This is a genomic window from Massilia forsythiae (assembly GCF_012849555.1).
Classification (GTDB): Bacteria; Pseudomonadota; Gammaproteobacteria; order Burkholderiales; family Burkholderiaceae_D; genus Telluria; species Telluria forsythiae.
The window spans coordinates 95,193-116,582 of sequence record NZ_CP051686.1 but is presented as its reverse complement, the minus strand read 5'-3'; the positions used below and the strand labels follow the sequence as shown (position 1 = coordinate 116,582).

At 63.4% G+C, this 21,390-nt stretch carries 22 protein-coding genes, 1 pseudogene and 1 riboswitch; of the genes and pseudogenes, 19 read left to right on the top strand and 4 right to left on the bottom strand.

Going from position 1 to position 21,390, the window contains the following annotated elements; genetic code table 11:
* Positions 1 to 24 precede the first annotated feature (24 nt).
* From HH212_RS27595 to HH212_RS26870, 4 genes are read left to right on the top strand one after another with little or no spacing between them, the layout of a single operon-like run.
* Positions 25 to 567: an anti-sigma factor gene (locus HH212_RS27595; RefSeq protein ID WP_229217790.1), complete on the top strand. Its 543-nt coding sequence runs from the start codon at positions 25 to 27 to the stop codon at positions 565 to 567.
* Positions 537 to 755: an anti-sigma factor family protein gene (locus tag HH212_RS27590; RefSeq protein ID WP_229217789.1), complete on the top strand. Its 219-nt coding sequence runs from the start codon at positions 537 to 539 to the stop codon at positions 753 to 755. Before HH212_RS27595 ends, HH212_RS27590 begins: the two co-directional genes overlap by 31 nt.
* Before the next feature lie 56 nt (positions 756 to 811).
* Positions 812 to 1,195: a CopM family metallochaperone gene (copM, locus tag HH212_RS26875; RefSeq protein WP_370457380.1), complete on the top strand. Its 384-nt coding sequence runs from the start codon at positions 812 to 814 to the stop codon at positions 1,193 to 1,195.
* A complete protein-coding gene (locus tag HH212_RS26870) occupies positions 1,182 to 2,597 on the top strand; it encodes a YncE family protein (RefSeq protein WP_141839147.1) in 1,416 nt (471 codons plus the stop codon). The genes copM and HH212_RS26870 overlap by 14 nt, the downstream gene beginning before the upstream one ends.
* Positions 2,598 to 2,622: 25 nt before the next feature.
* Here the strand turns inward: HH212_RS26870 and HH212_RS26865 are convergent, their stop codons facing one another.
* Positions 2,623 to 3,345: a 2,3-bisphosphoglycerate-dependent phosphoglycerate mutase gene (locus HH212_RS26865; protein ID WP_141839148.1), complete on the bottom strand. Its 723-nt coding sequence runs from the start codon at positions 3,343 to 3,345 to the stop codon at positions 2,623 to 2,625.
* Positions 3,346 to 3,473: 128 nt separating this feature from the next.
* Between HH212_RS26865 and eno the strand changes: the two genes are divergently transcribed.
* The 4 genes from eno (at position 3,474) to HH212_RS26845 (ending at position 7,360) form a co-directional block, all read left to right on the top strand.
* On the top strand, positions 3,474 to 4,760 hold the full coding sequence (gene eno / locus HH212_RS26860) for a phosphopyruvate hydratase (RefSeq protein ID WP_141839149.1): 1,287 nt from the start codon (positions 3,474 to 3,476) through the stop codon (positions 4,758 to 4,760).
* A gap of 20 nt (positions 4,761 to 4,780) precedes the next feature.
* On the top strand, positions 4,781 to 5,407 hold the full coding sequence (locus tag HH212_RS26855; RefSeq protein ID WP_170205773.1) for a histidine phosphatase family protein: 627 nt from the start codon (positions 4,781 to 4,783) through the stop codon (positions 5,405 to 5,407).
* A 128-nt stretch (positions 5,408 to 5,535) separates the two neighbouring features.
* Positions 5,536 to 5,601, top strand: a riboswitch (Fluoride riboswitch).
* Positions 5,602 to 5,660: 59 nt separating this feature from the next.
* Positions 5,661 to 6,977 (top strand): voltage-gated chloride channel family protein, encoded by a 1,317-nt coding sequence (locus HH212_RS26850; protein WP_141839151.1) that lies wholly within the window; start codon positions 5,661 to 5,663, stop codon positions 6,975 to 6,977.
* Between the two features lie 8 nt (positions 6,978 to 6,985).
* Positions 6,986 to 7,360, top strand: a complete 375-nt coding sequence (locus HH212_RS26845; RefSeq protein WP_141839152.1) for a DUF190 domain-containing protein — start codon at positions 6,986 to 6,988, stop codon at positions 7,358 to 7,360.
* Here the strand turns inward: HH212_RS26845 and crcB are convergent.
* A complete protein-coding gene (gene crcB / locus HH212_RS26840) occupies positions 7,357 to 7,743 on the bottom strand; it encodes a fluoride efflux transporter CrcB (RefSeq protein WP_141839154.1) in 387 nt (128 codons plus the stop codon). The genes HH212_RS26845 and crcB overlap by 4 nt on opposite strands.
* 71 nt (positions 7,744 to 7,814) lie before the next feature.
* Between crcB and HH212_RS26835 the strand changes: the two genes are divergently transcribed.
* Together HH212_RS26835 and HH212_RS26830 are read left to right on the top strand one after the other, a co-directional pair.
* Complete coding sequence (locus HH212_RS26835; protein WP_229217788.1) at positions 7,815 to 8,456, top strand: ABC transporter ATP-binding protein; 642 nt, start codon at positions 7,815 to 7,817, stop codon at positions 8,454 to 8,456.
* Positions 8,453 to 9,244, top strand: a complete 792-nt coding sequence (locus tag HH212_RS26830; RefSeq protein ID WP_141839156.1) for an ABC transporter permease — start codon at positions 8,453 to 8,455, stop codon at positions 9,242 to 9,244. Before HH212_RS26835 ends, HH212_RS26830 begins: the two co-directional genes overlap by 4 nt.
* On the opposite strand, the gene HH212_RS26825 is transcribed toward HH212_RS26830, so the two are convergent.
* Positions 9,241 to 10,137 carry a LysR family transcriptional regulator gene (locus tag HH212_RS26825; RefSeq protein ID WP_141839158.1) on the bottom strand — a complete coding sequence of 299 codons (897 nt, stop codon included), beginning with the start codon at positions 10,135 to 10,137 and terminating at the stop codon, positions 9,241 to 9,243. The genes HH212_RS26830 and HH212_RS26825 overlap by 4 nt on opposite strands.
* A gap of 102 nt (positions 10,138 to 10,239) precedes the next feature.
* Here HH212_RS26825 and HH212_RS26820 point away from each other — a divergent pair, with 102 nt between their 5' ends.
* The 3 genes from HH212_RS26820 to HH212_RS26810 are packed head-to-tail and all read left to right on the top strand — an operon-like array spanning position 10,240 to position 12,726.
* Positions 10,240 to 11,250, top strand: a complete 1,011-nt coding sequence (locus HH212_RS26820) for a YeiH family protein (RefSeq protein ID WP_141839160.1) — start codon at positions 10,240 to 10,242, stop codon at positions 11,248 to 11,250.
* 56 nt (positions 11,251 to 11,306) lie between these two features.
* Positions 11,307 to 12,083 carry a substrate-binding domain-containing protein gene (locus HH212_RS26815; protein WP_170205772.1) on the top strand — a complete coding sequence of 259 codons (777 nt, stop codon included), beginning with the start codon at positions 11,307 to 11,309 and terminating at the stop codon, positions 12,081 to 12,083.
* A 16-nt stretch (positions 12,084 to 12,099) separates the two neighbouring features.
* A complete protein-coding gene (locus tag HH212_RS26810) occupies positions 12,100 to 12,726 on the top strand; it encodes a uracil-DNA glycosylase (RefSeq protein WP_170205771.1) in 627 nt (208 codons plus the stop codon).
* 2 nt (positions 12,727 to 12,728) lie between these two features.
* Here HH212_RS26810 and HH212_RS26805 read toward each other — a convergent pair whose 3' ends face one another.
* The gene (locus HH212_RS26805; RefSeq protein WP_145646837.1) at positions 12,729 to 13,889 is read right to left on the bottom strand and encodes a TDT family transporter; all 1,161 of its coding nucleotides are present in this window, start codon (positions 13,887 to 13,889) and stop codon (positions 12,729 to 12,731) included.
* 202 nt (positions 13,890 to 14,091) lie between these two features.
* On the opposite strand from HH212_RS26805, the gene HH212_RS26800 reads away from it, so the two are divergent.
* From HH212_RS26800 to HH212_RS26775, 6 genes and pseudogenes are all read left to right on the top strand, one after another.
* Complete coding sequence (locus HH212_RS26800) at positions 14,092 to 15,072, top strand: malate dehydrogenase (RefSeq protein WP_141839167.1); 981 nt, start codon at positions 14,092 to 14,094, stop codon at positions 15,070 to 15,072.
* Between the two features lie 163 nt (positions 15,073 to 15,235).
* Positions 15,236 to 16,522, top strand: coding sequence for a SorA family sulfite dehydrogenase catalytic subunit (gene sorA / locus HH212_RS26795; RefSeq protein WP_141839169.1), 1,287 nt, complete (start codon positions 15,236 to 15,238; stop codon positions 16,520 to 16,522).
* A gap of 10 nt (positions 16,523 to 16,532) precedes the next feature.
* Positions 16,533 to 17,177 (top strand): SorB family sulfite dehydrogenase c-type cytochrome subunit, encoded by a 645-nt coding sequence (gene sorB / locus HH212_RS26790; protein WP_145646839.1) that lies wholly within the window; start codon positions 16,533 to 16,535, stop codon positions 17,175 to 17,177.
* Between the two features lie 76 nt (positions 17,178 to 17,253).
* Positions 17,254 to 18,204: pseudogene (locus HH212_RS26785) on the top strand (LysR family transcriptional regulator).
* 731 nt (positions 18,205 to 18,935) lie between these two features.
* Positions 18,936 to 20,759 carry a site-specific integrase gene (locus HH212_RS26780; RefSeq protein WP_170205770.1) on the top strand — a complete coding sequence of 608 codons (1,824 nt, stop codon included), beginning with the start codon at positions 18,936 to 18,938 and terminating at the stop codon, positions 20,757 to 20,759.
* Between the two features lie 169 nt (positions 20,760 to 20,928).
* Entirely contained in the window at positions 20,929 to 21,183 is a 255-nt protein-coding gene (locus HH212_RS26775; protein WP_170205769.1) for a hypothetical protein, read from the top strand.
* Positions 21,184 to 21,390 lie beyond the last annotated feature (207 nt).

Genomic DNA, 21,390 nt, shown 5'->3' with positions numbered 1-21,390 from the left:
CGGCGTGCCGAGGTCGACGCCTACTTGGCCGCGCGCCCGGACGACGCCGCGCGCGTGCGGGCGTGGATCGGTCAGAACGACGCGCTGCACGCGCTGTTCGACCCCGTGCTCGACGAACCGCTGCCGGCGCGCCTGGCCGCGCCGCTGCGCGCCCGCCCCGGCCTGCGCGACGTACGGCATTGGCCCTGGCAGGCGCTGGCCGCCGGCCTGGCGCTGGCGCTGCTCGGCGGCGGCGGCGGCTGGAGCCTGCGCGGCGCCGCCGAACGCGATCATCGTCTGGCGTCGATCGAGGCGGGCGCGCCCTTCCCCCAGCCGGCATTCTCGGGCCTGGCACACCAGGCTGCCATCGCCCACGTGGTCTACAGCCCGGACGTGCGGCGCCCGGTGGAAGTCGGCGCCGACCAGGAAGACCAGCTGGTGGCATGGCTGTCCAAGCGCCTGGGCAGCAAAATCCATCCACCGCACCTCGGCAAGCTCGGCTACGAACTGATCGGGGGCGCCTGCTGCCCGGCGCCAGCGGGCCGGTGGCGCAATTCATGTACCACGACGGCGCCGGCCAGCGCCTGACGTTGTACGTCTCGACCGAGCAGGCGCAGAACAAGGACACGGGCTTCCGGTTCGCCAAGGAAGGCCCGGTCAACGTGTTTTACTGGATCGACGGCAAATTCGGCTATGCGCTGTCGGCCGGCATCGACAAGGGCGAACTCGCGCGCGTCGCGACCGCCGTCTACGAACAACTGGAGGGACCCGTTTGAAACCGATGTATTTGCTTGCCGCCTGCCTGTGGGCCGGCGCCTGCGCCGCCCAGGACATGCCGTTCATGCCCGCACACATGCACGCGCATGCGAGCACGATCGCAAGCGCCGCCCCGCCCGCCTTCGTCGCCAGCAGCGCCAAGCCGTACGCGGCCCTGGCCGACGACGCCATGGCCGTGATGGACGACGACATGCGCCGTGCGCCGATGAACGGGGACCCTGGCCACGACTTCGTCACGATGATGATCCCGCATCACCAGGGCGCGATCGACATGGCCAAGGCCATCCTGGTGCACGGCACCGATCCGGAATTGCGCAACCTGGCGCAAGGCATCATCGCTGAGCAACAAAATGAAATCAATGTCATGCGGGCCTGGCTGCAACGCCACGACGCCGGCACGACCACCCATACCGATAAGGAAGTCCATGCAACGCACTAAATTTGCCGGCACCACCATCCGTGCCGCCGCACTCGCCATCGTACTGGCCGGCGCCCTCACCCCCGCCCACGCCCTCCCAAGCGCCCAGGACCGCGTCTACACCGCCGACCAGAACAGCAACACGGTCTCGGTGATCGACCCGTCCACCAACACCCTGCTGGGCCAGATCCGTCTGGGCAACCTGCGCCCGGACGTGCTCTCGCCGCTGTACAAGGGCGAGGTCAACGTGCACGGCCTGGGCTTCTCGCCGGACCACAAGACGCTGATCGCGATCGCCAACGGTTCCAATTCCGTCACCTTCATCGACACCGCCACGAACAAGGTCAAGGGCGTCACCTACATCGGCCGCTCGCCGCACGAAGGCTTCTTCACGGCGGACGGACGCGAGGTCTGGGTGGTGGTGCGAGGCGAAGACTATATTTCCGTCATCGACCCGGCCACCTTCAAGGAAACGCGTCGCATCCAGACCACCGGCGGGCCTGGCATGGTGATGTTCCACCCGGACGGCAGGCTGGCCTTCGTCGTCTCGAGCTTCAACCCGGTGGTCGATGTCGTCGACGTCAAATCGCACCAGGTCGTCAAGCACATCCCCGTGACCAGCCCGTTCTCGCCCTTCCTGCAATTCTCGCCGGACTTCAAGGAAGTGTGGATGACGCACAAGGACGTGGGCAAGGTCACCCGAATCGACGTCGCGACGCAATCGGTGAAGGGCGTGATCGACACCGGCCTGATCACGAACCACCTGGCGTTCGCGCGCACCCCGGCCGGCGTGCGCGCCTATGTGACGGTCGGCGGCGAGAACGTGGTCAAGGTGTACAGCACCGGCGACGCGCCGGCGCTGGTGGCGACCATTCCCACCGGCGCCCTGCCGCACGGCGTCTGGCGTTCCGACGACGACAGCCGCGTCTACGTCGGCCTGGAAAACGGCGACGGCGTGGACGTCATCGACACCGCCGCCAACAAGGTGGTGGCGCACGCGCCGGTGGGCCAGGCGCCGCAGGCGCTGGTCTACGTCTCGCACGCGGTGCCGGCCGGCGCCGGCACGACCAACCTGGTGCCGCGCGCCAACGCCGAGCCCGTCAACATCGCACTGCGCCCGGCCGGCGGCGGCGCCACCGGCTTCGTGGTGGCGCGCAACCTGGGGCTGACCGATGCGCTGGAGGTGTCGTTGTTTTCCCTGAAGCCGGACACCGTGTATTCGGTATACGCGAGCGGTCAGGCGATGCCGGTGGCGCGCTTCAAGACCAATCCGAAGGGCATGGCAAACGGCACCGCCATCGGCCCGATGCGCGAGGTTGCGAGCGCCCTGTCGGCCAAGGATCCCGGCGCCAGCCGCATCCTGGTGATGGAAGGCGATGCGCCGGCCGACCCGGCCAAAGCCGTCCTGGCAAGCGTGCGCTAGAAACACGGCTCGGCCGCCGGCCCGATCAGAACAGCGAGTGCCGGCCTTCGTCGCTCACGGCCGGCATGTCGTACCGACGGCGCACGTGCATATCCGCGTCGAACTCGTAGACGACCGGCGTGGCGTTCGGCACGTCGAGCGTGGCGATGTCGTCGTCGCTCATTCCTTCCAGATGCTTGATCAGCGCGCGGATGGTGTTGCCGTGCGCCTGGATGACGACGCCCCGTCGCTCGCGCAGCGCCGGCGCCGCCAGCTCTTCCCAAAACGGCCGCACGCGCCGAACCACATCTTCCAGACTTTCGCTCAGCACGATCTCGCCTGCCCGGGCACCGCGGTTACGCGGATCATCCGCATACGCGCGCGCATCTTGCAGCGCCATCGGCGGAGGCGCCACGGCAAACGAGCGGCGCCAGGCGGCGACCTGCGCCGCGCCGTATTCCCGTTCGGCCGTCGCCTTGTTCAGCCCCGTCAGGGCACCGTAATGGCGTTCGTTCAAGCGCGGGTCCGGCACAATCGGCAGCCACATGCGGTCCATTGCTTCGCAGATGATCCATTGCGAGCGGATGGTGCGCTTGAGCATCGATGTGAACGCGACGTCGATCGCCACGCCCGCCGCGCGCAGCGTCGCGCCCACCGCCCGCGCCTGCGCCATGCCGAGCGGCGTGAGGTCGACATCGGTCCACCCCGTGAAGCGGTTATCGGCGTTATAGGCGGACTCGCCGTGGCGGATCAAAATCAGTCGGTGCATGGCGCCTCACTCCTCGGATCGGCTGCGTCCCGGCCGGGTCGCGCGCAACCCCCGGACGAACTGGGATAGAGTAACCGCAAACTTATCCGGGCACGCGTTCGATGCCGGCTTTCACCCTGGAAATTCTTATGAATCCTGCCATTCAAGACATCCATGCGCGCGAGATCCTCGACTCGCGCGGCAACCCGACGGTTGAAGTCGACGTGCGCCTGGTATGCGGCGTCGTCGGTCGCGCCGCCGTGCCTTCGGGCGCTTCGACCGGCATTCATGAAGCCGTCGAACTGCGTGACGCCGAGCCGCGCCGCTACGACGGAAAGGGCGTGAAGAATGCCGTCGCCCACGTCAATGGCGAGATCGCCACCGCCGTTGCCGGCAAGGACGCGACCGACCAGAAAGGCATCGATGCCCTTCTCATTGCGCTGGACGGTACGCCGAACAAAAGCAGGATGGGGGCGAACGCCGTTCTGGGCGTGAGTCTGGCTGTGGCGCGCGCTGCCGCCGCGGCGGCGGGCTTGCCCTTGTTCAGTACCCTGTCCGCGTCGCACGCTCCACGCATGCCGGTACCGATGTTCAACATCCTCAACGGCGGGGTACACGCCAATTGGCAAGCGACCGATTTTCAGGAATTCATGATCGCCCCCGTCGGCGCCCCCACGTTCGCCGAGGGCGTACGCTACGGCGCCGAGATCTACCATCGCCTGCGCACCATCCTCAAGGAGCGTGGTTACAACACGGCGGTCGGGGATGAGGGCGGCTTCGCGCCTATCCTTAAGCGCAACGCCGAGGCCGTCGAATTAATCCTCGAAGCGATCGAAAAGGCAGGCTATCGACCCGGTGACGACATCGTGCTGGCGCTCGATCCGGCGTCGTCCGGCTTTTACGAGGACGGCCTGTACCACCTTCGCAGCGAGGGCCGTAAGGTCGATGCGGCCGGGCTGGTCGACCTGTACGAGGGATGGATCGAACGCTATCCGATCGCCGTGCTGGAAGACGGATTGGCGGAGGACGACTGGGCCGGCTGGCGCATGATGAACAAACGGCTGGGCAAAAAGGTCGAACTGGTTGGCGACGATCTGTTCGTGACCAACGTCAAACGCATCGAACGCGGAATTCAGGAAGACGTCGCCAATGCCGTTTTGATCAAACCGAACCAGATCGGCACCCTCACCGAAACGCGCGCCGCAGTCGAACTGGCCTACCGTGCCGGTTGGGGCGCCATGGTCTCCCATCGCAGCGGCGAAACGGTCGACAGCTTCATTGCCGATATGACGGTCGGATTCGGTACAGGACACCTCAAGACCGGGGCACCTGCGCGCGGCGAGCGCGTGGAAAAATACAACCAGCTGATGCGCATCGAAGAAGCGATGGGTCGAGATGCCTCTTACGCCGGCCGCGATGCGTTCGTGCGCGGGTAGGTTGAAAACAGCTTAGCCCGATGACGCGCCTGGTTACACGCATCGTCGTCGTTCGTCATGGCCACGTCGATGGCATCGATCCGCCGCGATTTCGTGGATGCGCCGAATTCCCGCTCTCCGAACTCGGACGGCGCCAAGCGGAGGCGCTGGGACGGCGCGTGGCGCGTGGCTGGCAGCCGGATGCCATTTACACCAGCAATTTATCCCGTTGCATCGATACGGGCACGGCGATCGAGCGCGCAACCGGCGCGCCTGCAAGCGTTCTCGCCGAGCTCGCCGACATCGACTACGGCCAGTGGCAAGGTTTGACGCACGATCGTGTCGAGTCCTTGTGGCCCGGGCCGGCACGGATGTGGTTTTCGAAACCCGACATGGCCTTGATACCCGGCGGCGAGACGCTCGCACAGGTGTTGGTACGCGTCATGAGTGTCCTCCATTTCGTGCTTTTGAAACACGCCGGCCAGACCGTCGTCCTGGTCGGGCACGACAGCGTCAACCGTGTGCTGTTGTTGCATTGCCTTGGGCTTTCTCTCAGTCATTATTGGCAACTCCGGCAGACGCCTTGCTGCGTGAATGAATGCACGTTCGAGGACGATTCGTTCGTCATCCAACGCATTAACGAAACCGGTCACCTGATTGGCGTTTAAACAAGGAAATGGCGGGAAGACGAGTGGATCGAAGTTTTTACAGCAGGTTAAAAGGTCGAATTCGGCGTCGCCTGCGCTCAGGACGCCGCGCGATGATTTGGCGGAACAAGCAAACCTTGCTATGATTGACTTTAATTGGAGATGGCATTCCTCCCGTAACCGCTCAATCCCGAGCTGATGATGCCTACCTTTCCCGGCCGGGAAGGTAGGCGCATGCCTCGATCCGGACCAGCTGGGCTCACTCACTGGACCGATGAAACCTGATCACACACCCGAACAAGTCGAGCTTTTGCATTACATGGCGAAGTGGCTGCTGCTTTCCGTCATCGCGGCCGCACTCGCCGGCTCCGCGTCCGCATTCTTCCTGTTTGCACTCGAGCGCGTCACCCAAATCCGTGTCGCGTCACCGCAGATCATCTGGCTGCTCCCCCTGGCCGGGTTCGCCGTGGGGTGGATCTATCATCGCCTCGGAAAGGATGTCGAGGCCGGCAACAACCTGATCATCGACGAGATCCACGACCCGAAGAAAACGATCCCGCTGCGGATGGCGCCGCTGGTCCTTGGCGGTACCGTGCTGTCGCACCTGTTCGGCGCATCGGTAGGTCGCGAAGGCACGGCGGTGCAGATGGGCGCCACGCTGGCCGACCAAATCGCCCACATGTTGCGTCTGGACCGCGATACACGCCGGGTACTCGTCATGGCCGGCATGAGCGCCGGCTTCTCATCCGTGTTCGGCACGCCCGTGGCGGGCGCGATCTTCGGCCTGGAAGTACTGGCGATCGGCCGCATGCGCTACGACGCGATCCTGCCCTGCATCGTCGCCGCCATCGTCGCCGACCGCGTGGGACTATGGTGGGGTATCCACCACACACATTATGTGCTCGGCGCGGTACCGGCTGTCGGTACGACCGGCCTGGTTGCGGTCGTCGTCGCCGGCATCGCGTTCGGCATGGCAGGCATGCTCTTCGCGACGCTGACGCACACGTTGAGCGACACGGCCAAGCGCCATGTGCCGTACGGTCCGGCACGCCCCCTGCTGGGCGGCGCAATCGTCGCCCTGGCGGTCTGGCTGAGCGGGACACAGCGCTATATCGGTCTCGGCATTCCGGTCATCGTCCAGGCGTTCCAGCAGCCGCTGGGATTCGAAGACTCGATCGGCAAACTGGCGTTTACCGTCGTCTCACTCGGCAGTGGCTTCAAAGGCGGCGAAGTGACGCCGCTGTTCTATATCGGCGCCACGCTCGGCAACGCCCTGGCGCCGTTGCTGCACCTGCCTTTCCCGCTACTGGCCGCGCTCGGCTTCGTCGCCGTGTTCGCCGGCGCCGCCAACGTGCCGCTGGCGTCTACCGTCATGGCCATCGAACTGTTCGGCGGCGAGATCGCGCCGTACGCAGCGCTCGCCTGCGTCGTCAGCTACCTGTTCTCGGGGCACACCGGCATCTACCGCGCCCAGCGCATCGGCCGGGCCAAGCACCGGCGCGCGCTTCCCGAGGACCTGCGTCTGTCCGAACTCCATGCCTACCGTGCGCGCGAACGCGCGAGGCCGGCAGCGCAGCGTCCTGAACAGTGAGCCACACGATGAACGATTTTGCCGTCCTGCGCCTGTACATCCCGATGTCGGCCCGTGCCCGCGCCACCCGTCTGTGGCACCATCTCAGTCCCCCGCAGCTCGCCCACCAACTGCTGACGCAGGCACGCCGCGCCGGCATCCGCCAGGCGTTGCTGTTCCATGTCGGCAGCGGCTACCTGCCGGGTGAGAAGCCATCCCACGCCCACGTGGAAGGAACGGCAGGGCGCCACCCGCAATGCGTCGAACTGGTCGATACGGAAGAAGCGCTTCGCGCGTTCCTTTTCGAACACCATGCGCAACTGCACGCGGTGCAGGCCGTGCTGTTGCGATGCGAGCTGCCGCTCGCAACCGAGGGCAAGGCGACGCACGCAAGCGCCGGTTAGCGGCGCATCAGTAATGCGGCCGTCCCCATGCCGAGCGTGCACATGACAAGCGAACCGGCAACGTGCAGCAGCACTGCACCGGCTGCCATGGCCAAGCGGCCGGCGCGCAGCAGGATCACCGCCTCGCCGGCGAAACTCGACATGGTCGTCAAGCCGCCAAGGAAGCCGGTGACGACGAACAACCGGATCTCGGGCGCGAGCGACGGCGTTTCGGTTAGCCAAGGTATCGCCACCCCGATGATGTATGCGCCCACCAGATTGACAAGCAGAGTACCGGGTGGAATCTCCGGAAACAGCGAATTCAAAGCCACGCTCGTCCACCAGCGCACGAGCGCTCCCAGCGCAGCGCCGGTGGCGACTGCGAATACGGAAGAAAACTCCATCGATGTCCCATTTGTAATGTACCTTGCCACCTTAACACGGCACTATGGGCAGCCGCACCCGGCTATACTCCATGCCCATGTCTTTCCATTCCCTTGCTCGTTTCGATCCATCCGTTCGTCTTGCACTGCGTGCGCTATGCTCGGCACATGCCGGCCCGGTCGACCTGGACCTGGGGCGAGGCGAATGCATCGCCATCGTCGGTGAATCCGGTTCCGGCAAGAGCGTGTTGCTGCGCATGATCGCGGACCTGATTCCCAACGAGGGCACGGTGCTGCTGGACGGCGCACAGCGCGCAAGCTGGACGGCGCCGGCATGGCGTTCGATGGTAGTCTATCAAGCAGCCGAGCCGGCCTGGTGGGACGCGACCGCGCGCGCGCACCTTCCGGCATCGGAGCAGAAGCGGGCGCAGGCACTGGCCGATGCGCTGAAACTGCGGGCCGCTGCGCTTGATACCGACCTGGAGCTGCTGTCGACCGGCGAACGCCAGCGCCTCGCGCTCATCCGTTCCCTGGCTTGCCGGCCCCGTGTCCTCCTGCTAGACGAGCCCGCTTCGGCGCTCGACGCCGCCTCGACCGCAGCTCTCGAAGCCCTACTGCGTTCGGAACTCGAACGAGGCACGTCGGTGTTGGTCGTGACGCATTCAGAAGAACAGGCCGAGCGCCTCGGGCAGCGGTGCCTGCGTATGGCGAGCGGCCGGCTCGAGGTGGCATGAGCCAGATTGCACTGTCGGCGTCGGACATGGCGCTCGCGGCCAGTCTGGTCGTATTCGATGCGGCGGTTTCGATCGCCTTCGGCCTGCGCCTGCATCGGCCCTTGCTTGTCGCCAGTCTGAGGATGGTGCTGCAGTTGCTGCTCGTCGGCCTCGTGCTGCGCATCGTATTCCGTTCCGACGCGCCGGCGCTGACGCTGGCCATCGCCTGCCTCATGATCGCCGCTGCCGCGCGCGAAGTCGCAACGAGGCCGACGCAGCGCCTGGCCGGCTGGGGCAACTACCGTATCGCGGGCGCAGTGGTAGCGCTGTCGAGCCTGGCCACGGTGGTGCTGGCCCTGATGACGGCCATCCGCCCCACGCCCTGGCACGACCCGCGCTATGCCATCCCGTTGATGGGCATCGTGCTGGGCAGCGTGCTAAATTCGGCAAGTCTGGCCCTCGACGCTTTCCTCGGCGGCGTGGTTGTGTCGCGCAATCAGATCGAAGCCCGTTTGGCCCTGGGTGCATCCTTGCGCACAGCGCTTGCGCCGCTGATGCGCGATGCGGTGCGTAAAGGCCTCATCCCGGTCATCAACCAGATGTCCGCGGCGGGTATCATCACGCTGCCGGGCATCATGACCGGCCAGCTCCTCGCCGGCATGGATCCGCTCGGCGCCGTCGAATACCAGATCCTGTTGCTGTTCCTGCTGGCCGGGAGCAGCGGACTGGCCGCCGGCGGCGTGGTCTGGCTGGCCAGCCGCGCACTTGGCGACGACCGCGACAGGCTGCGGCTGGACCTCTTGGCTTAGTTATCCGGCCGCTTCCTGGTCCGCACCATGTCTTCGAAGGCGGCGACGGCGCGGCTGCGATGCCGCTGGGCGTGGCGCAGCATCGAGAAGCTGCGCGCCGGGAGCGCGCAGTGCGCCCGTGCCAGCAAGCCGGCCTGCACATGCGGCGCCACGACCAGTTCCGACATCGCGGTGGCAAACGGTCCCGCCATGACCGCACTGCGCACCGCCTCATTTGAGGGAAGTTCGAGTGCGATCTGCAGATTGACGACCGCCACGTCGAGCGCGGCGAGTCCGGTCTCCAAAGCGGACCGCGTGCCCGAACCGGCTTCACGCAAAATCCATTGTCCAGCTTCCAGTTCTCTGGCCGTCAGCGTCCTGCCGTCGGCCCAGGGATGATCGGACGCAACCACAACCACCATATTGTCTTCGCCGACAGTCTCCTCCTCCAGGCCGGTCGGTTCTATGTTTCCCTCCACAAAACCGAGATCGGCGCCGCCTTGCAGCACGGCCTCGGCGACGCTCTCGGTATTGCCCGCTTCCATGTGCAAATCGATTCCCGGCCATGCTTGGCGGAAGCGTACCAGCAAGGCCGGCAGCCAATAGCTGGCGATGGTCTGGCTGGCGTGGATCGTTAGCGACCCGCGTCTGAGCTCGCCCAAATCGGCCAGCGCCGCCTCGGCTGCCTGGGCGCTCGCGAGCGCGCGGCGTGCTTCGACGAGAAAAATTCGTCCCGCGTCGCTGATTTCGATGCGCCGGCCGACACGGTGAAACAGCGCCGTTCCGTATCGCTCTTCCAGCGACTTGATGGAAGTGCTGACCGCCGAAGGGGTCAGGAAGAGAACGGCGGCGGCCTGGGTAAGGTGCTGGCGTTCGGCGACCTCGACGAATATACGCAACTGATCCAATGTCATCGTTCAATATTTTAGAAAGATATGTTCGTAATTTTAAAATAGACCAAACAATTCAGTACAGCGATACTTATTACATCGACGTATATGAATATGAGAAAAATAATGAAGAATCAAGTGAACAATTTGTCCGCCGCCGTTCCCGGCCTGTTGCTTTGTGCTGCGGTGACGGCAGCTGCCTATCTGCTCGAAGTGGCCGAAACCCACGTGTTCGGCCGCGCTTGGCTCGAAAGCCTGGTGCTGGCCATTCTCATCGGCACCGGTATCCGCACCCTGCACCGCCTCGACCCGCGCTTCGATCCAGGCATCCATGTCGGCGCCAAACTGCTGCTCGAGATCGCGGTCGTGCTGCTGGGCGCTTCGGTCAGTGCCGGTGCGCTGCTGGCCAACGGCCTCGGCCTCATCGGCGGTATCGCGGCGGTGGTCGTGGTTGCGATCGTGTTCAGCTATTTCATTGGGCGCAGCGCGGGCCTGCCGCAGAAGATGGCGATCCTCATCGCATGCGGCAATTCGATTTGCGGCAATTCCGCGATCGCTGCAGTGGCGCCGGTGATCGATGCCGACGGCAAGGACGTCGCCGCCTCGATCGCCTTCACCGCCGTGCTTGGCGTGGGCGTCGTATTGGGCCTGCCGCTGCTGGTAGGACTGCTGTCGTTCACCCCGGTGCAGTATGGCGTGTTCGCCGGCTTGACCGTCTATGCGGTGCCGCAAGTGCTGGCGGCGACCGCATCGGTATCGGCCGCGAGCGTCCACATCGGCACCCTGGTGAAACTGGTGCGCGTGTTGATGCTGGGTCCGGTCGTGCTGGTCTTGTCGATGTTCGGACGCGGTAGCGGCCGGGCACGCCCTGCGCTGTCGCACCTCGTGCCGTGGTTCATCGTCGGTTTCCTGCTGCTTCTGGTGCTGCGTTCGATGGGCTGGATTCCGCAGGCTGCACTGGCGCCTGCCCACGACGCGGCGAACTTCCTGACCATCATGTCGATGGCGGCCCTCGGACTGGGCGTCGATGCCCGCGCCGTACTGCGTGCCGGCGCCAAGGTGGCCTCGGTGGTAATCGGCTCACTCGCAGGATTGGGCGTGGTCAGCTTTGCTCTGATCAAGTTGCTGGGTGTATAGGCACAGCGCCCTCTTCCCGACTTATATTTATGCCAACTAAAAAAAGGAAAAATCCAATGAAATCATATCTCTGTCATAACACCGCTCGCCGACTCGCTGCAGGCGCGATGTTCGCGCTCATGACAGGCATCGCCTGTGCCGCACAGCCGGTACTGGTGTACGGCCCCGGCGGTCCCGCGCCGGCGATGAAGGAAGCGGCTGCCGCCTTCGAGCAGGAGCACGGCATCAAGGTGACAGTGACGGCGGGCCCGACACCGGGCTGGATCGAACGCGCGAAGCAGGATGCCGACGTGATCTACAGCGGCTCGGAAACCATGATGACGGACTTCACCGTTGCGATGGGCGGCCGCATCCAGGAAGCCAGCATCACGCCGCTCTACCTGCGTCCGCTGTCGATCCTGGTTCGTCCGGGCAACCCGAAGCATATCCATGGCGTCTCCGACCTCGTCAAACCCGGCGTGCGCATCCTGGTCGTCAACGGGGCTGGCCAGAATGGCGTTTGGGAGGACATGGCGGGTAGGAAAGGCAATCTCGATACAGTGCGCAAGATCCGCACGAACATCGCCAGCTATGCTGCCAACAGCGCGATCGCGCGCGACACCTGGACCAGCCGCAGCGACATCGATGCATGGCTGATCTGGAACATCTGGCAGGTCTCCAACCCCAAACTCGCCGACGTCGTGTCGATCGAACCGGATTACGCGATCTACCGCGATGCCGGCGTCGCCCTGACCGAGCACGGCAGCGGCAACCCGGCTGCGAAGCAGTTCGTCGATTTCCTGCAGTCGCCGCAGGGCAGCGCGATTTTCACCAAATGGGGATGGCAAAAATGACGGCGCGCGTCCTGCCATGACCGGGCAAGCGCAGGAACGCAATCTCGACGACCCGGAGGAAGTTACGCGCCGCTACCTCGAACGCCATACCGCGCCAGTGGCTGCGCTCAACCGCTGGGTCGAAAGCCACGCCGGCGGCATGCGCGAGATGCCGTGGTTCGATCCGCGCGATGGCGGCACCTTCGCCCGCATCCTGGTCCTGCTGGAAGCGCCGGCGCGCCAGGCGATGCGGCCGCGTTTCGTGTCGCGCGACAATCCCGGTCCGGCGCAGCGCAACCTCAAGCTCTTCCTGGCGCAGGCCTGCGTGGCGCGCGAAGAGACGGTGATCTGGAACACGGTTCCCTGGCTGCCGCCGGTCGATGGCCCACCGATGCAGCTGCGCGCCGGCGACATCCGCGCCGGCATCGCGCTGCTCGACGACGTCCTCGGATTCTTGCCGGAGCTGCGCGTCGTGGTGTGCGCGGGACGCACGGCCAGGCGCGCCGAAGCGTCCATCCGCGCCAGCCGGCCCGATATCCAGGTGCTGTCGATGCCACATCCGAGTCCGCTCGCTGTCTGCGCCGGCCCTCACGTAGCGCGGCAGATCGTGGACACGCTGGCGCAGGCGCGCGGGGTTGCCGGCGCCTGGCGCCGTACCACCTAAGCTCACGGGCGCTGCAGCGAAGCAATACAAGGCGAGACGAACAGCTTGCCCTGGTAGGCGCCATTCGCCGTGCGCCACGCGACCACCAGCCACAGCATGGCCAGCACCGCTACGAGCAGCGCGCCGGCGATGTCGAAGAACAGCGAATCGAATACATTGGCAAGCCGCAGCGTGGTCACGGCAAATACGCCGAGCGGAAATGTATACCCCCACCAGCCAAGGTTGAAGGGTACCGCGCTCCGGAAATAGCGGCAGGTGATCAGTGTCGCGAGCAGCATCCACCACAGGCCCAGCCCCCACAGGAGCAGTGCGCTCACGACCCCCAGGCCGTATGCGACCCGGCCGACCTCTTCCATGCCGAACAGGGCGAACGTCGCAGGCGCATCCGCACCGAGCACCAGCATGCCTAGGGAGCCTGTACCCACCGGGCCCAGGGCCAGCCAGCTCGATGCCGCCATGCTTTCGTGCGGCAGCTTGTGCAGCGCCATGCGCAGCAGCAGGATCGCGAGGATGCTGAGTGCAACGGGCACCGAATAAGCCCAGAGCACATAACCCGTAAGGAGCACCGTGAAGCGCGCCGCGCTGTCCTGCAGGTGCGGCACGAGCAGGCCTGCGCTGGCGGCCGCCACTTCGGCTGCGACCACGGGCAGCAGCCACACCGCAGTCATCTGGTCGATGCTGTGTTGCTGGCGGGTGAACATCAGGTACGGAATCAGTACGCCGCAGGCCAGCGCCATGGCGACGTCGATCCACCACAGGCATTGCGCTACCGCGACCGCGGCCTGCCCCCAGCGCGCCACGCCGAACCCCAGGAAACCGTTGATGATCGTCGCCAGACCCATCGGGATGGTGCCGAAGAACATCGATACCGTCGCGTGCCCGAAGACTTGCTTTGCCTCGTCGAAGAACAACAGCCAGCGCGCGCCGTACATCGCGGCGAACACGACGAACAGCAGGATGTTGAGCAGCCAAAGGCCTTCGGCAAGCTGATGCAGCCCGAAAACGGCATAAGGGAATTGTGCGAGCGCGAGCGCGAGAATACCGGTACCCATCGTCACGGCGAACCAATTCGGTGTGAATTGCCTGATTGCTTCAATCGGACTGCTCAATTGCCTTAAAGGCTTGAGACCCGACGAGGTGGCGATGATTTCGCTGAAAGACATGGCTCTCCAATTTTGAATATAGCGCGCAGCATGCGCTGGCAACCGTAGCTTAAATCGAAATGCCTAATTCATGAAACACGACGGACAGCAAGAAAATCAAGCTGATATTTAGCTTGATAATACTCATTTTATTCGTTTTACAGCTAGTTCCCGGCTCAATACACTGAAGTTGTAACTTTCACTCAACACTATTGGAGCGCACATGAAAACCCCGACTCGCATTGCAGTTACCGGCGCCGCAGGCCAGATCGGCTATGCCTTGCTTTTCCGTATCGCCAACGGTGACCTGCTCGGCCCCGATCAGCCTGTCATTCTCCAGTTGCTCGACCTGCCACATGCCCTGGGCGCCATGCGTGGTATCGACATGGAGTTGCAAGACTGCGCGTTTCCACTGCTGCAGGAAGTCCTGGTGACCGACAATCCGGAAGTCGCCTTCCGCGACGCCGACATCGCCATTCTTGTCGGCGCACAGCCGCGCAGCAAAGGTATGGAACGCAAGGATTTGCTTGCCGCCAATGCAGGGATCTTCGCCAAGCAGGGACGCGCCCTGAACGCGGTCGCCAAGCGTGAAGTCAAGGTACTTGTCGTCGGCAATCCTGCCAACACGAATGCACTGATCGCCATGCACGCGGCGCCGGACCTCGATCCATCCTGCTTCAGCGCGATGATCCGGCTTGACCACAACCGCGCCCAGGCCATGCTGGCGCTACATCTGGACAAGAGTGTCGACAGTATTTCGCAATTGATAGTCTGGGGCAACCACTCGCCCACCATGTATGCCGATTACCGCTTCGCCCTCGTCGATGGCCAATCTGCCTCGTTCGCGCTGCGCGACGAGCGCTGGAACCGAGAAGTGTTCATCCCGACGGTGGCCCAGCGCGGCACAGCCATCATCGAAGCACGCGGCCAGTCGTCCGCTGCATCGGCGGCCAATGCCGCGATCGACCACGTACGCGATTGGGTGAGGGGCAGCGGCGGGCGCTGGGTCTCGATGGCGCTGCCGTCGGACGGCGGGTATGGCATCCCGGAAGGCATCTTCTTCGGCGTGCCGGTCGTCTGCGACGGGCGCCAGGCAAATCGGATCCGTGGCCTGGACATCAATACCTTCGCGCGCGAAAAACTGCAGGCGGCAGTCGATGAATTGGTGCAGGAGCGCGACGCCATTCGGCATCTGCTGGACTGACCTCCGTAAATTGTCATCCTCGGTACGGAATTTACCAAAATATCAGGTTGAATTCCGACTTTTAATTTATCCAGCAATTTTGTAGAAATAATAATGCGACGTATATTAGGCTGACCATCACGCCGGGAACCCGGCGCCCGGTCAATCACAGGAGACAACAGCCATGACAAGAAGATCAGGCGACGACACCGCCAAACCTGCAGGTCCCCACGATAGCGCGCGCCCTTTCGAGGGACGCCGCCGTTTCATTCGGCACACTGGTTTCATTGCCGCTGGGTTGGCCGCCGCCCCGGGCGCCAGCCTTGCCGCCATCGCCAAGGACGACGGGGTCTCGTTTGCCGATGGCCCGCGCGAACTGGTCAGTTATCCGCAAAAGCGTCCCTTGATCCGCGTCACGACCCGTCCGCCGCACCTCGAAACACCGTTCGAGGTCTTCAACAACGGGGCGATCACGCCCAATGACGCGTTCTTCGTGCGCTACCATCTGGCGAACCTGCCGATGTCGATCGATCCTGAGACCTACCGGCTCGAGGTCAAGGGTGCGGTAAAGCGCAGCCTGAGCTTGTCGCTTTCCGAACTCAAGGCGCTGGGAGAGCCTGTCGAAGTCGTGGCTGTCAACCAGTGCTCCGGCAACAGCCGCGGGTTCTCGTCGCCGCGCGTCTTCGGTGCCCAGTTGGCAAACGGCGCCATGGGCAATGCGCGCTGGGTCGGGGTGCCGCTCAAGACAGTGCTGGAAAAGGCCGGCGTCGGCGCCAATGCACGACAAGTGATGTTCAACGGCCTGGACCAGCCTGTGCTGCCGTCGACCTCCGATTTCAGGAAAACGCTGGACATCGAACACGCGCTTGGCCACGACGTACTCCTGGCCTGGAGCATGAACGGCCAGGACATCCCTTACCTGAACGGCTATCCTCTGAAGCTGATCGTTCCCGGCTATTTCGGCACTTACTGGGTCAAGCACTTGTCCGAAATCGAGGTGCTCGACAAGCCTTTCGAAGGCCACGATGCCTTGTTCATGACGACGGCCTATCGCGTGCCAGACAATGACTGCCTGTGCGTGGCACCCGGCACCACGCCGTCCAGGACCAGGCCGATCTCGACCCTGCCGGTGCGCAGTTTTATCACCAGCGTCACCAGCGGCGGCGTGCTGCCCGCCGGCCGTACGGTCCAGCTCAAGGGTATCGCTTTCGACGGCGGCGCGGGCATCAAGGCCGTGGATGTTTCGATCGATGGCGGCAAGACCTGGCGGGCGGCGGAACTCGGCGCCGACCTCGGGCGTTATTCGTTCCGCGAGTGGCGCCTGCCGGTAAGCTTCGCCGCACGCGGCCAGACTGTCCTGATGGTAAGGGCCACCAACCGTGCCGGCGAAGTGCAGCCGGCGGACCCGACCTGGAACCCGGGGGGCTATCGCCGCCATGTGATCGAATCCTACCCCGTGACCATCGCCTGAGGAGGCGCCCATGAAACGAATCGAATCCTTCTTGCCTGTTTTCCTGCTCGTTGCAGGCATGGCCGCGCCGGCGTACGCCGAAGTTCATACACTCAAGCTTCCTGCCGAGACAGCGCAGCTCAAGTCGTCGCGCCTGCCCGGCTATGTCATCGCCACGCAGAAATGCGCTACCTGTCATTCCGCCGATTACATCAAGTACCAGCCGCCAGGCATGACCCTAGTCCAATGGACCGGCGAAGTCGGCAAGATGCAGCACATGTATGGCGCCCCGCTCACCGATGACGACGTCAAGGTCATCGGCGCCTATCTCGCGGTGACCTATGGCAGCGCGAAGGAAGCCGATTTGCCGGCAGAACTCAGGCTCGCGTGGGCATCGGGCGCTACGAAGCCGGCGGCGGGAAAGGGGCTCGACGTACAAGCGCTGCTCGCTTCCAACAACTGTCTGGCCTGCCATGCAATCGACAAGAAGATCGTCGGACCGGCTTACCATGAGGTGGCCGCAAAATACCGCGGCAATCCCGGGGCGCAAGCCCTCCTTGAAAAAAGCATCCATGGCGGCAGTTCGGACAAATGGGGACAGGCTGCGATGCCGCCCTTCCCCCAGCTCAAGCCCGAGGAATTGCGTGCGCTGGCCGATTTCGTTCTGAAGCAATAGGGAAATGCGCAGCGTTTTGGCAAGCGGCGTGGTTTCAATATAATTGGGCGTCAGCACAACTCGACGCCCGCCAACGATGCGCCTCTCCCTTCGCCAGCTTCAGATCTTCCTCGCCATCGCTGGATCGGGCAGCACCACGGCAGCGTCTCACCAGGTGGCCTTGTCGCAATCCGCGACCAGTGCAGCCCTCAACGAGCTCGAGGCGATGCTCGACGTCCAGCTGTTCGACCGGGTCGGCAAGCGCCTGCTCATCAACGACAACGGCCGCCTGTTGCTGCCCTAGGCGCGCCAGATGCTGGACGCAGCGACGACGATCGAACGCCAGTTCGCCGAGCAGAACAGCTTGACAGGCCTCGGCCTGCATCTCGGAGCCAGCACGACGATCGGCATCTACCTGTTGCCGGCGATACTGGCGGAGGCATTCGCCGCGTCGCCCCAGGGCCCGCCTCGCGTCACCATTGCAAATACGTCCGACATCGCAACGGCGGTCGCGAATTTCGAGCTGGATCTAGGCTTGGTGGAGGGGCCATGTCATGACCTGCAGCTACAGGTCGAACCGTGGATAGCAGACGACCTTGTGGTGGTTGCCGCCCCCGGCCACCCGCTGCTTACCGACGGTGCCGCCAGCGACGGGACCGTGTCCTTGCAGGCCTTACGCAACGCCGGCTGGCTACTACGCGAACCCGGTTCGGGAACCCGTGAGGCGGTCGAGCAGGCGCTCGTCCCTCACCTGCACAGCTTGCGCTCGGCAGGCGAATTCAGCAACGCGGAGGCGATCAAGCATGCGGCCGCGCATGGACTGGGGCTGGCCTGCCTGTCCCGGCTCGTGGTCGAGGATTTCGTCGCGAGCGGTCGGCTGGTAGTGGTACGGACCTCGCTGCCCGCCCTCAAGCGCAACTTCTTCATCATTCACCACAGGAACAAGGTGCTGTCGACCAGGCTCCTGGGCTTTCTGGCTTTGTGCCGCACGACGGCAAGCAGGCGGGTGCGGCGCAAGCTTGAGGACCACGCGCATGAATTTGGTTGATGCTGCGCCACGAGCCAGACCGAAAAGAGGATGACTTATCCAGCACGGCCCCGGACGGGCGGTTGATCAGGATTGCATGAGCAAGCATGGCATCAATTAGTCCTGCTCCATTGATGCTGGAATGTCCAGGCCGGCTCGAGGTATAGTCGTCTAAGGCGAATCCAGTGTCTAAGGACGGAACGGAAGAGGCATTAATGAAGATCAGACATTATTCCCATAATGTCAAATCCATGCCTGATAGGCAGACGGCCTTCCCCGGCTAAGCCAGCAGGGGGAGCCGACGCCGGTTTGTTGTTCTAACTCTCAGTTCGCTTAATGACAGAGAAGTTCGAATTGAACTGACGCTCCGTCGAGCTGCGCGATAAGACACGCTTGCCGCAGCGATGAACCAGCGACGCATCTGCCTTAACGAACGCCTACATGCAATGCGTCAACAGTTCCACTTTTACTTCATTTGTTCAAGAAGTCTCATTTTTACTTAATGAACAGTCCCACTTTTACTTCATCGGACGACCACCCTTACATGATAAGTCATATTATCATGTAAGCGTTTTTGCTTGTTTTGGTCGTGAAACAGCTTTAGGATAGGGTGTCTCGGCAGTTTTCGTTGCCGAAAATAAAGTTCGAAAGCCTGACTTCATGAATCGACTCAACCATTCTCACGAACCCGATCGCGCCGTTTCCTTTCCTCTTCCAAAGCTTCCCGCGCTGCCTGGTGCTGGAGGCGCTCGATGACGCAGCACACCGACGTCGCCTTACCTGAACTAGCCTTCAACCGCACCGATTACACGGCCCTACGCGCCTATGTGCAGAAGATTCCAGTCCAGCGTATAGCCGACCTGTACTACACCGAGGACAGCCCCCAAGTCGAGCAAGGCCTGGAACGCTGGCTGATCGACATGCGGAACGCCCTCATCGAGCGCGCGATCGAACACAACCCAGCCTTCGCCGAAATCCTGAAGGGTGCGCGGCAAGGTGGCGCGATCACGAAAAAAGCGCTCGACATTCTCATCACGGCGGCCGACCTGCCTAAGCCGACGCCGAGCCGTGCGCAGCCTGTGGCGCAGTTGTTCCGGCCGAAAACTGCCCGGTCCCTAAAAGATGAGGGGATCAAGACCCTTGGTGACCTGGTCGACCTCATTCTGCGCCGGGGCCCGGGATGGTGGCGCTCGATACCGCGCATTGGTGCCGGGCGCGCTGGCGCAATCATGCGATGGCTGCACCAATGGCCCGACCAGCTGGGGGAAATCGACCTCGGGCTTACGCACCCGGCCGCGGCTGACAACCTCGACCTGCTGCCGGTGCTGGACACGACAAGGCGGCGCGAAGTGGCACCACTCGGCACCTTCCAGCTGCCGACCTGGCTGTCCGGTACCGATGGCGTTAACCGAGCGCCCGCGTTCTGCTTTATCTCCGCACGGAACGACCTCGAGGCGGTCAACGCTTACCTGAACCGCTACAAGGGTCAGGACAGCACTGAACGGGCTTATCGCAAGGAATTGGAGCGATTCATCCTCTGGTGTGCGCTTGTCGCCTGTAAGCCGATGTCGTCGCTCCTAGTGGACGACTGCGAGCTTTACAAACACTTCCTGCGCGCTCCCCTTCCAGAGTTCCGCGGCAAACGCACGGTAAAGACCAGCAAGCGCTGGCGACCGTTTGCGCTGGAGCCTATGGACGCGGAATCTCAAAAGTATGCAGTGCGGGTGCTGAGGGCCATGTTCGACTGGCTCGTCAAGGTTCGCTATCTGGCCGGGAATCCATGGATTGCCGTAAAAGATCCGATCGTCACCGAGCAAGTTGAAGGTATGCAGATTGACCGGGCGCTCAGTACAAATGCCTGGGACACTGTGGTGGCCGTGCTATCCGAACGAGGCCTGACGCCAGTAAATCGGCAGGACCGGGTGGCGCTGGCAAGCATCCTGCTAATGGGGGACTCCGGCTTACGCCGCGCCGAGGCAGCTGGGGCACGCCGCCACAACTTGAAGCCGAGCCGGCACGCGGCTGGGGTCTGGATGCTCATCGTTCTGGGGAAGCGAAGCAAGATGCGTAGAGTCCCGGTAAGCCCGCGCACGATCGAGGCCCTACGTGCTCACTGGCGGGATCGCGGCTTGGACTTTGATTCGCAGCCGGATGACCTTCCGCTGGTGGCGCCGGTGGTGGTGCCGGGTACCGAAACCGCCCGAGCCCGACATGAAACAGGCAGCACGAACGGCTATAACTCCAGCTCGATCTACAACATGGTGGCAGCCGCGCTGCAGCGCGTGCAGAAGCACGTGGCCATCGCTACGCCAGGCGAGGCGCCGCTTCTTACCCCGGAAGATCTGGCCCAGCTGGAGGACACCTCACCGCACGCATTCAGGCATACGTTCGGCACCCAGGCGGTTGACGAGGGGATGCCGCTGCAGGTTGCGCAGGACATATTAGGCCATGCAAGCGCCTCCACGACGGCGATCTACGTGAAAGCGAAAGAGAAGCGAATAGCTGAGGCTGCGGAAGACTACTACAACCGCAAAGGCCCTATGGTGAACGGTGGAAAGCGAGGCGCGAAGGAATAGGCTTGATCTGCAATCCGTAGGCGGAAAACCCGGCTACGGTGGTGTTCGCCAGCTGCTCGACCATGGGCGCAAACCGCGGCTACGGCAGTGGGCCTGTCCTGCTACAATTCTCAGCCATCACATGGGGCATCGTACGCCGCAAGCGGTCACTTTCGAAAGGACGAATAATATGGCAGTCTTACTGATCAAGAATATCGACACCCAGACGAAAGCGGGATGGCCAGCAAATATCGATGGGATCGACCCAACAGATGACGATCTGCTGGTCGGTACGATTCACGCGCCGGCCGGGGTTATCAACGCGAAATGGGACGCTGGGGGCACTCTTCGTAACGGCACGCCGGACGGAAACTTGGACGTTACCGAATCCGAAGTCGCAGACGTAGTCGATACAGCATCGCGACTACGCACCTTGTTCCCTTGATCAAATAATTGTCAACTCGACAATTCATTAAGTAATGTCGAGTTTGTCTTCTGCAGTGCAGGTGCTCAGTTCTTGCGCAGGCCGATGGAACCCGCATGCCTGCTGCATTCCCCCTATCCGAAAAGCAACGTTATCCACTGAAATTGTGCATAGTGTCGCGCTGGCTGGTCCTTCCACATGCGGTCGATCCAGCGCGACGCCTCCCTC

Coding starts and splice junctions, on each gene's coding strand:
- HH212_RS27590 (WP_229217789.1), top strand. CDS start 537: ATGTACCACGACGGCGCCGGCCAGCGCCTGACGTTGTACGTCTCGACC.
- copM (WP_370457380.1), top strand. CDS start 812: ATGCCGTTCATGCCCGCACACATGCACGCGCATGCGAGCACGATCGCA.
- HH212_RS26870 (WP_141839147.1), top strand. CDS start 1,182: ATGCAACGCACTAAATTTGCCGGCACCACCATCCGTGCCGCCGCACTC.
- HH212_RS26865 (WP_141839148.1), bottom strand. CDS start 3,345: ATGCACCGACTGATTTTGATCCGCCACGGCGAGTCCGCCTATAACGCC.
- eno (WP_141839149.1), top strand. CDS start 3,474: ATGAATCCTGCCATTCAAGACATCCATGCGCGCGAGATCCTCGACTCG.
- HH212_RS26855 (WP_170205773.1), top strand. CDS start 4,781: ATGACGCGCCTGGTTACACGCATCGTCGTCGTTCGTCATGGCCACGTC.
- HH212_RS26850 (WP_141839151.1), top strand. CDS start 5,661: ATGAAACCTGATCACACACCCGAACAAGTCGAGCTTTTGCATTACATG.
- HH212_RS26845 (WP_141839152.1), top strand. CDS start 6,986: ATGAACGATTTTGCCGTCCTGCGCCTGTACATCCCGATGTCGGCCCGT.
- crcB (WP_141839154.1), bottom strand. CDS start 7,743: ATGGAGTTTTCTTCCGTATTCGCAGTCGCCACCGGCGCTGCGCTGGGA.
- HH212_RS26835 (WP_229217788.1), top strand. CDS start 7,815: ATGCCCATGTCTTTCCATTCCCTTGCTCGTTTCGATCCATCCGTTCGT.
- HH212_RS26830 (WP_141839156.1), top strand. CDS start 8,453: ATGAGCCAGATTGCACTGTCGGCGTCGGACATGGCGCTCGCGGCCAGT.
- HH212_RS26825 (WP_141839158.1), bottom strand. CDS start 10,137: ATGACATTGGATCAGTTGCGTATATTCGTCGAGGTCGCCGAACGCCAG.
- HH212_RS26820 (WP_141839160.1), top strand. CDS start 10,240: ATGAAGAATCAAGTGAACAATTTGTCCGCCGCCGTTCCCGGCCTGTTG.
- HH212_RS26815 (WP_170205772.1), top strand. CDS start 11,307: ATGAAATCATATCTCTGTCATAACACCGCTCGCCGACTCGCTGCAGGC.
- HH212_RS26810 (WP_170205771.1), top strand. CDS start 12,100: ATGACCGGGCAAGCGCAGGAACGCAATCTCGACGACCCGGAGGAAGTT.
- HH212_RS26805 (WP_145646837.1), bottom strand. CDS start 13,889: ATGTCTTTCAGCGAAATCATCGCCACCTCGTCGGGTCTCAAGCCTTTA.
- HH212_RS26800 (WP_141839167.1), top strand. CDS start 14,092: ATGAAAACCCCGACTCGCATTGCAGTTACCGGCGCCGCAGGCCAGATC.
- sorA (WP_141839169.1), top strand. CDS start 15,236: ATGACAAGAAGATCAGGCGACGACACCGCCAAACCTGCAGGTCCCCAC.
- sorB (WP_145646839.1), top strand. CDS start 16,533: ATGAAACGAATCGAATCCTTCTTGCCTGTTTTCCTGCTCGTTGCAGGC.
- HH212_RS26780 (WP_170205770.1), top strand. CDS start 18,936: ATGACGCAGCACACCGACGTCGCCTTACCTGAACTAGCCTTCAACCGC.
- HH212_RS26775 (WP_170205769.1), top strand. CDS start 20,929: ATGGCAGTCTTACTGATCAAGAATATCGACACCCAGACGAAAGCGGGA.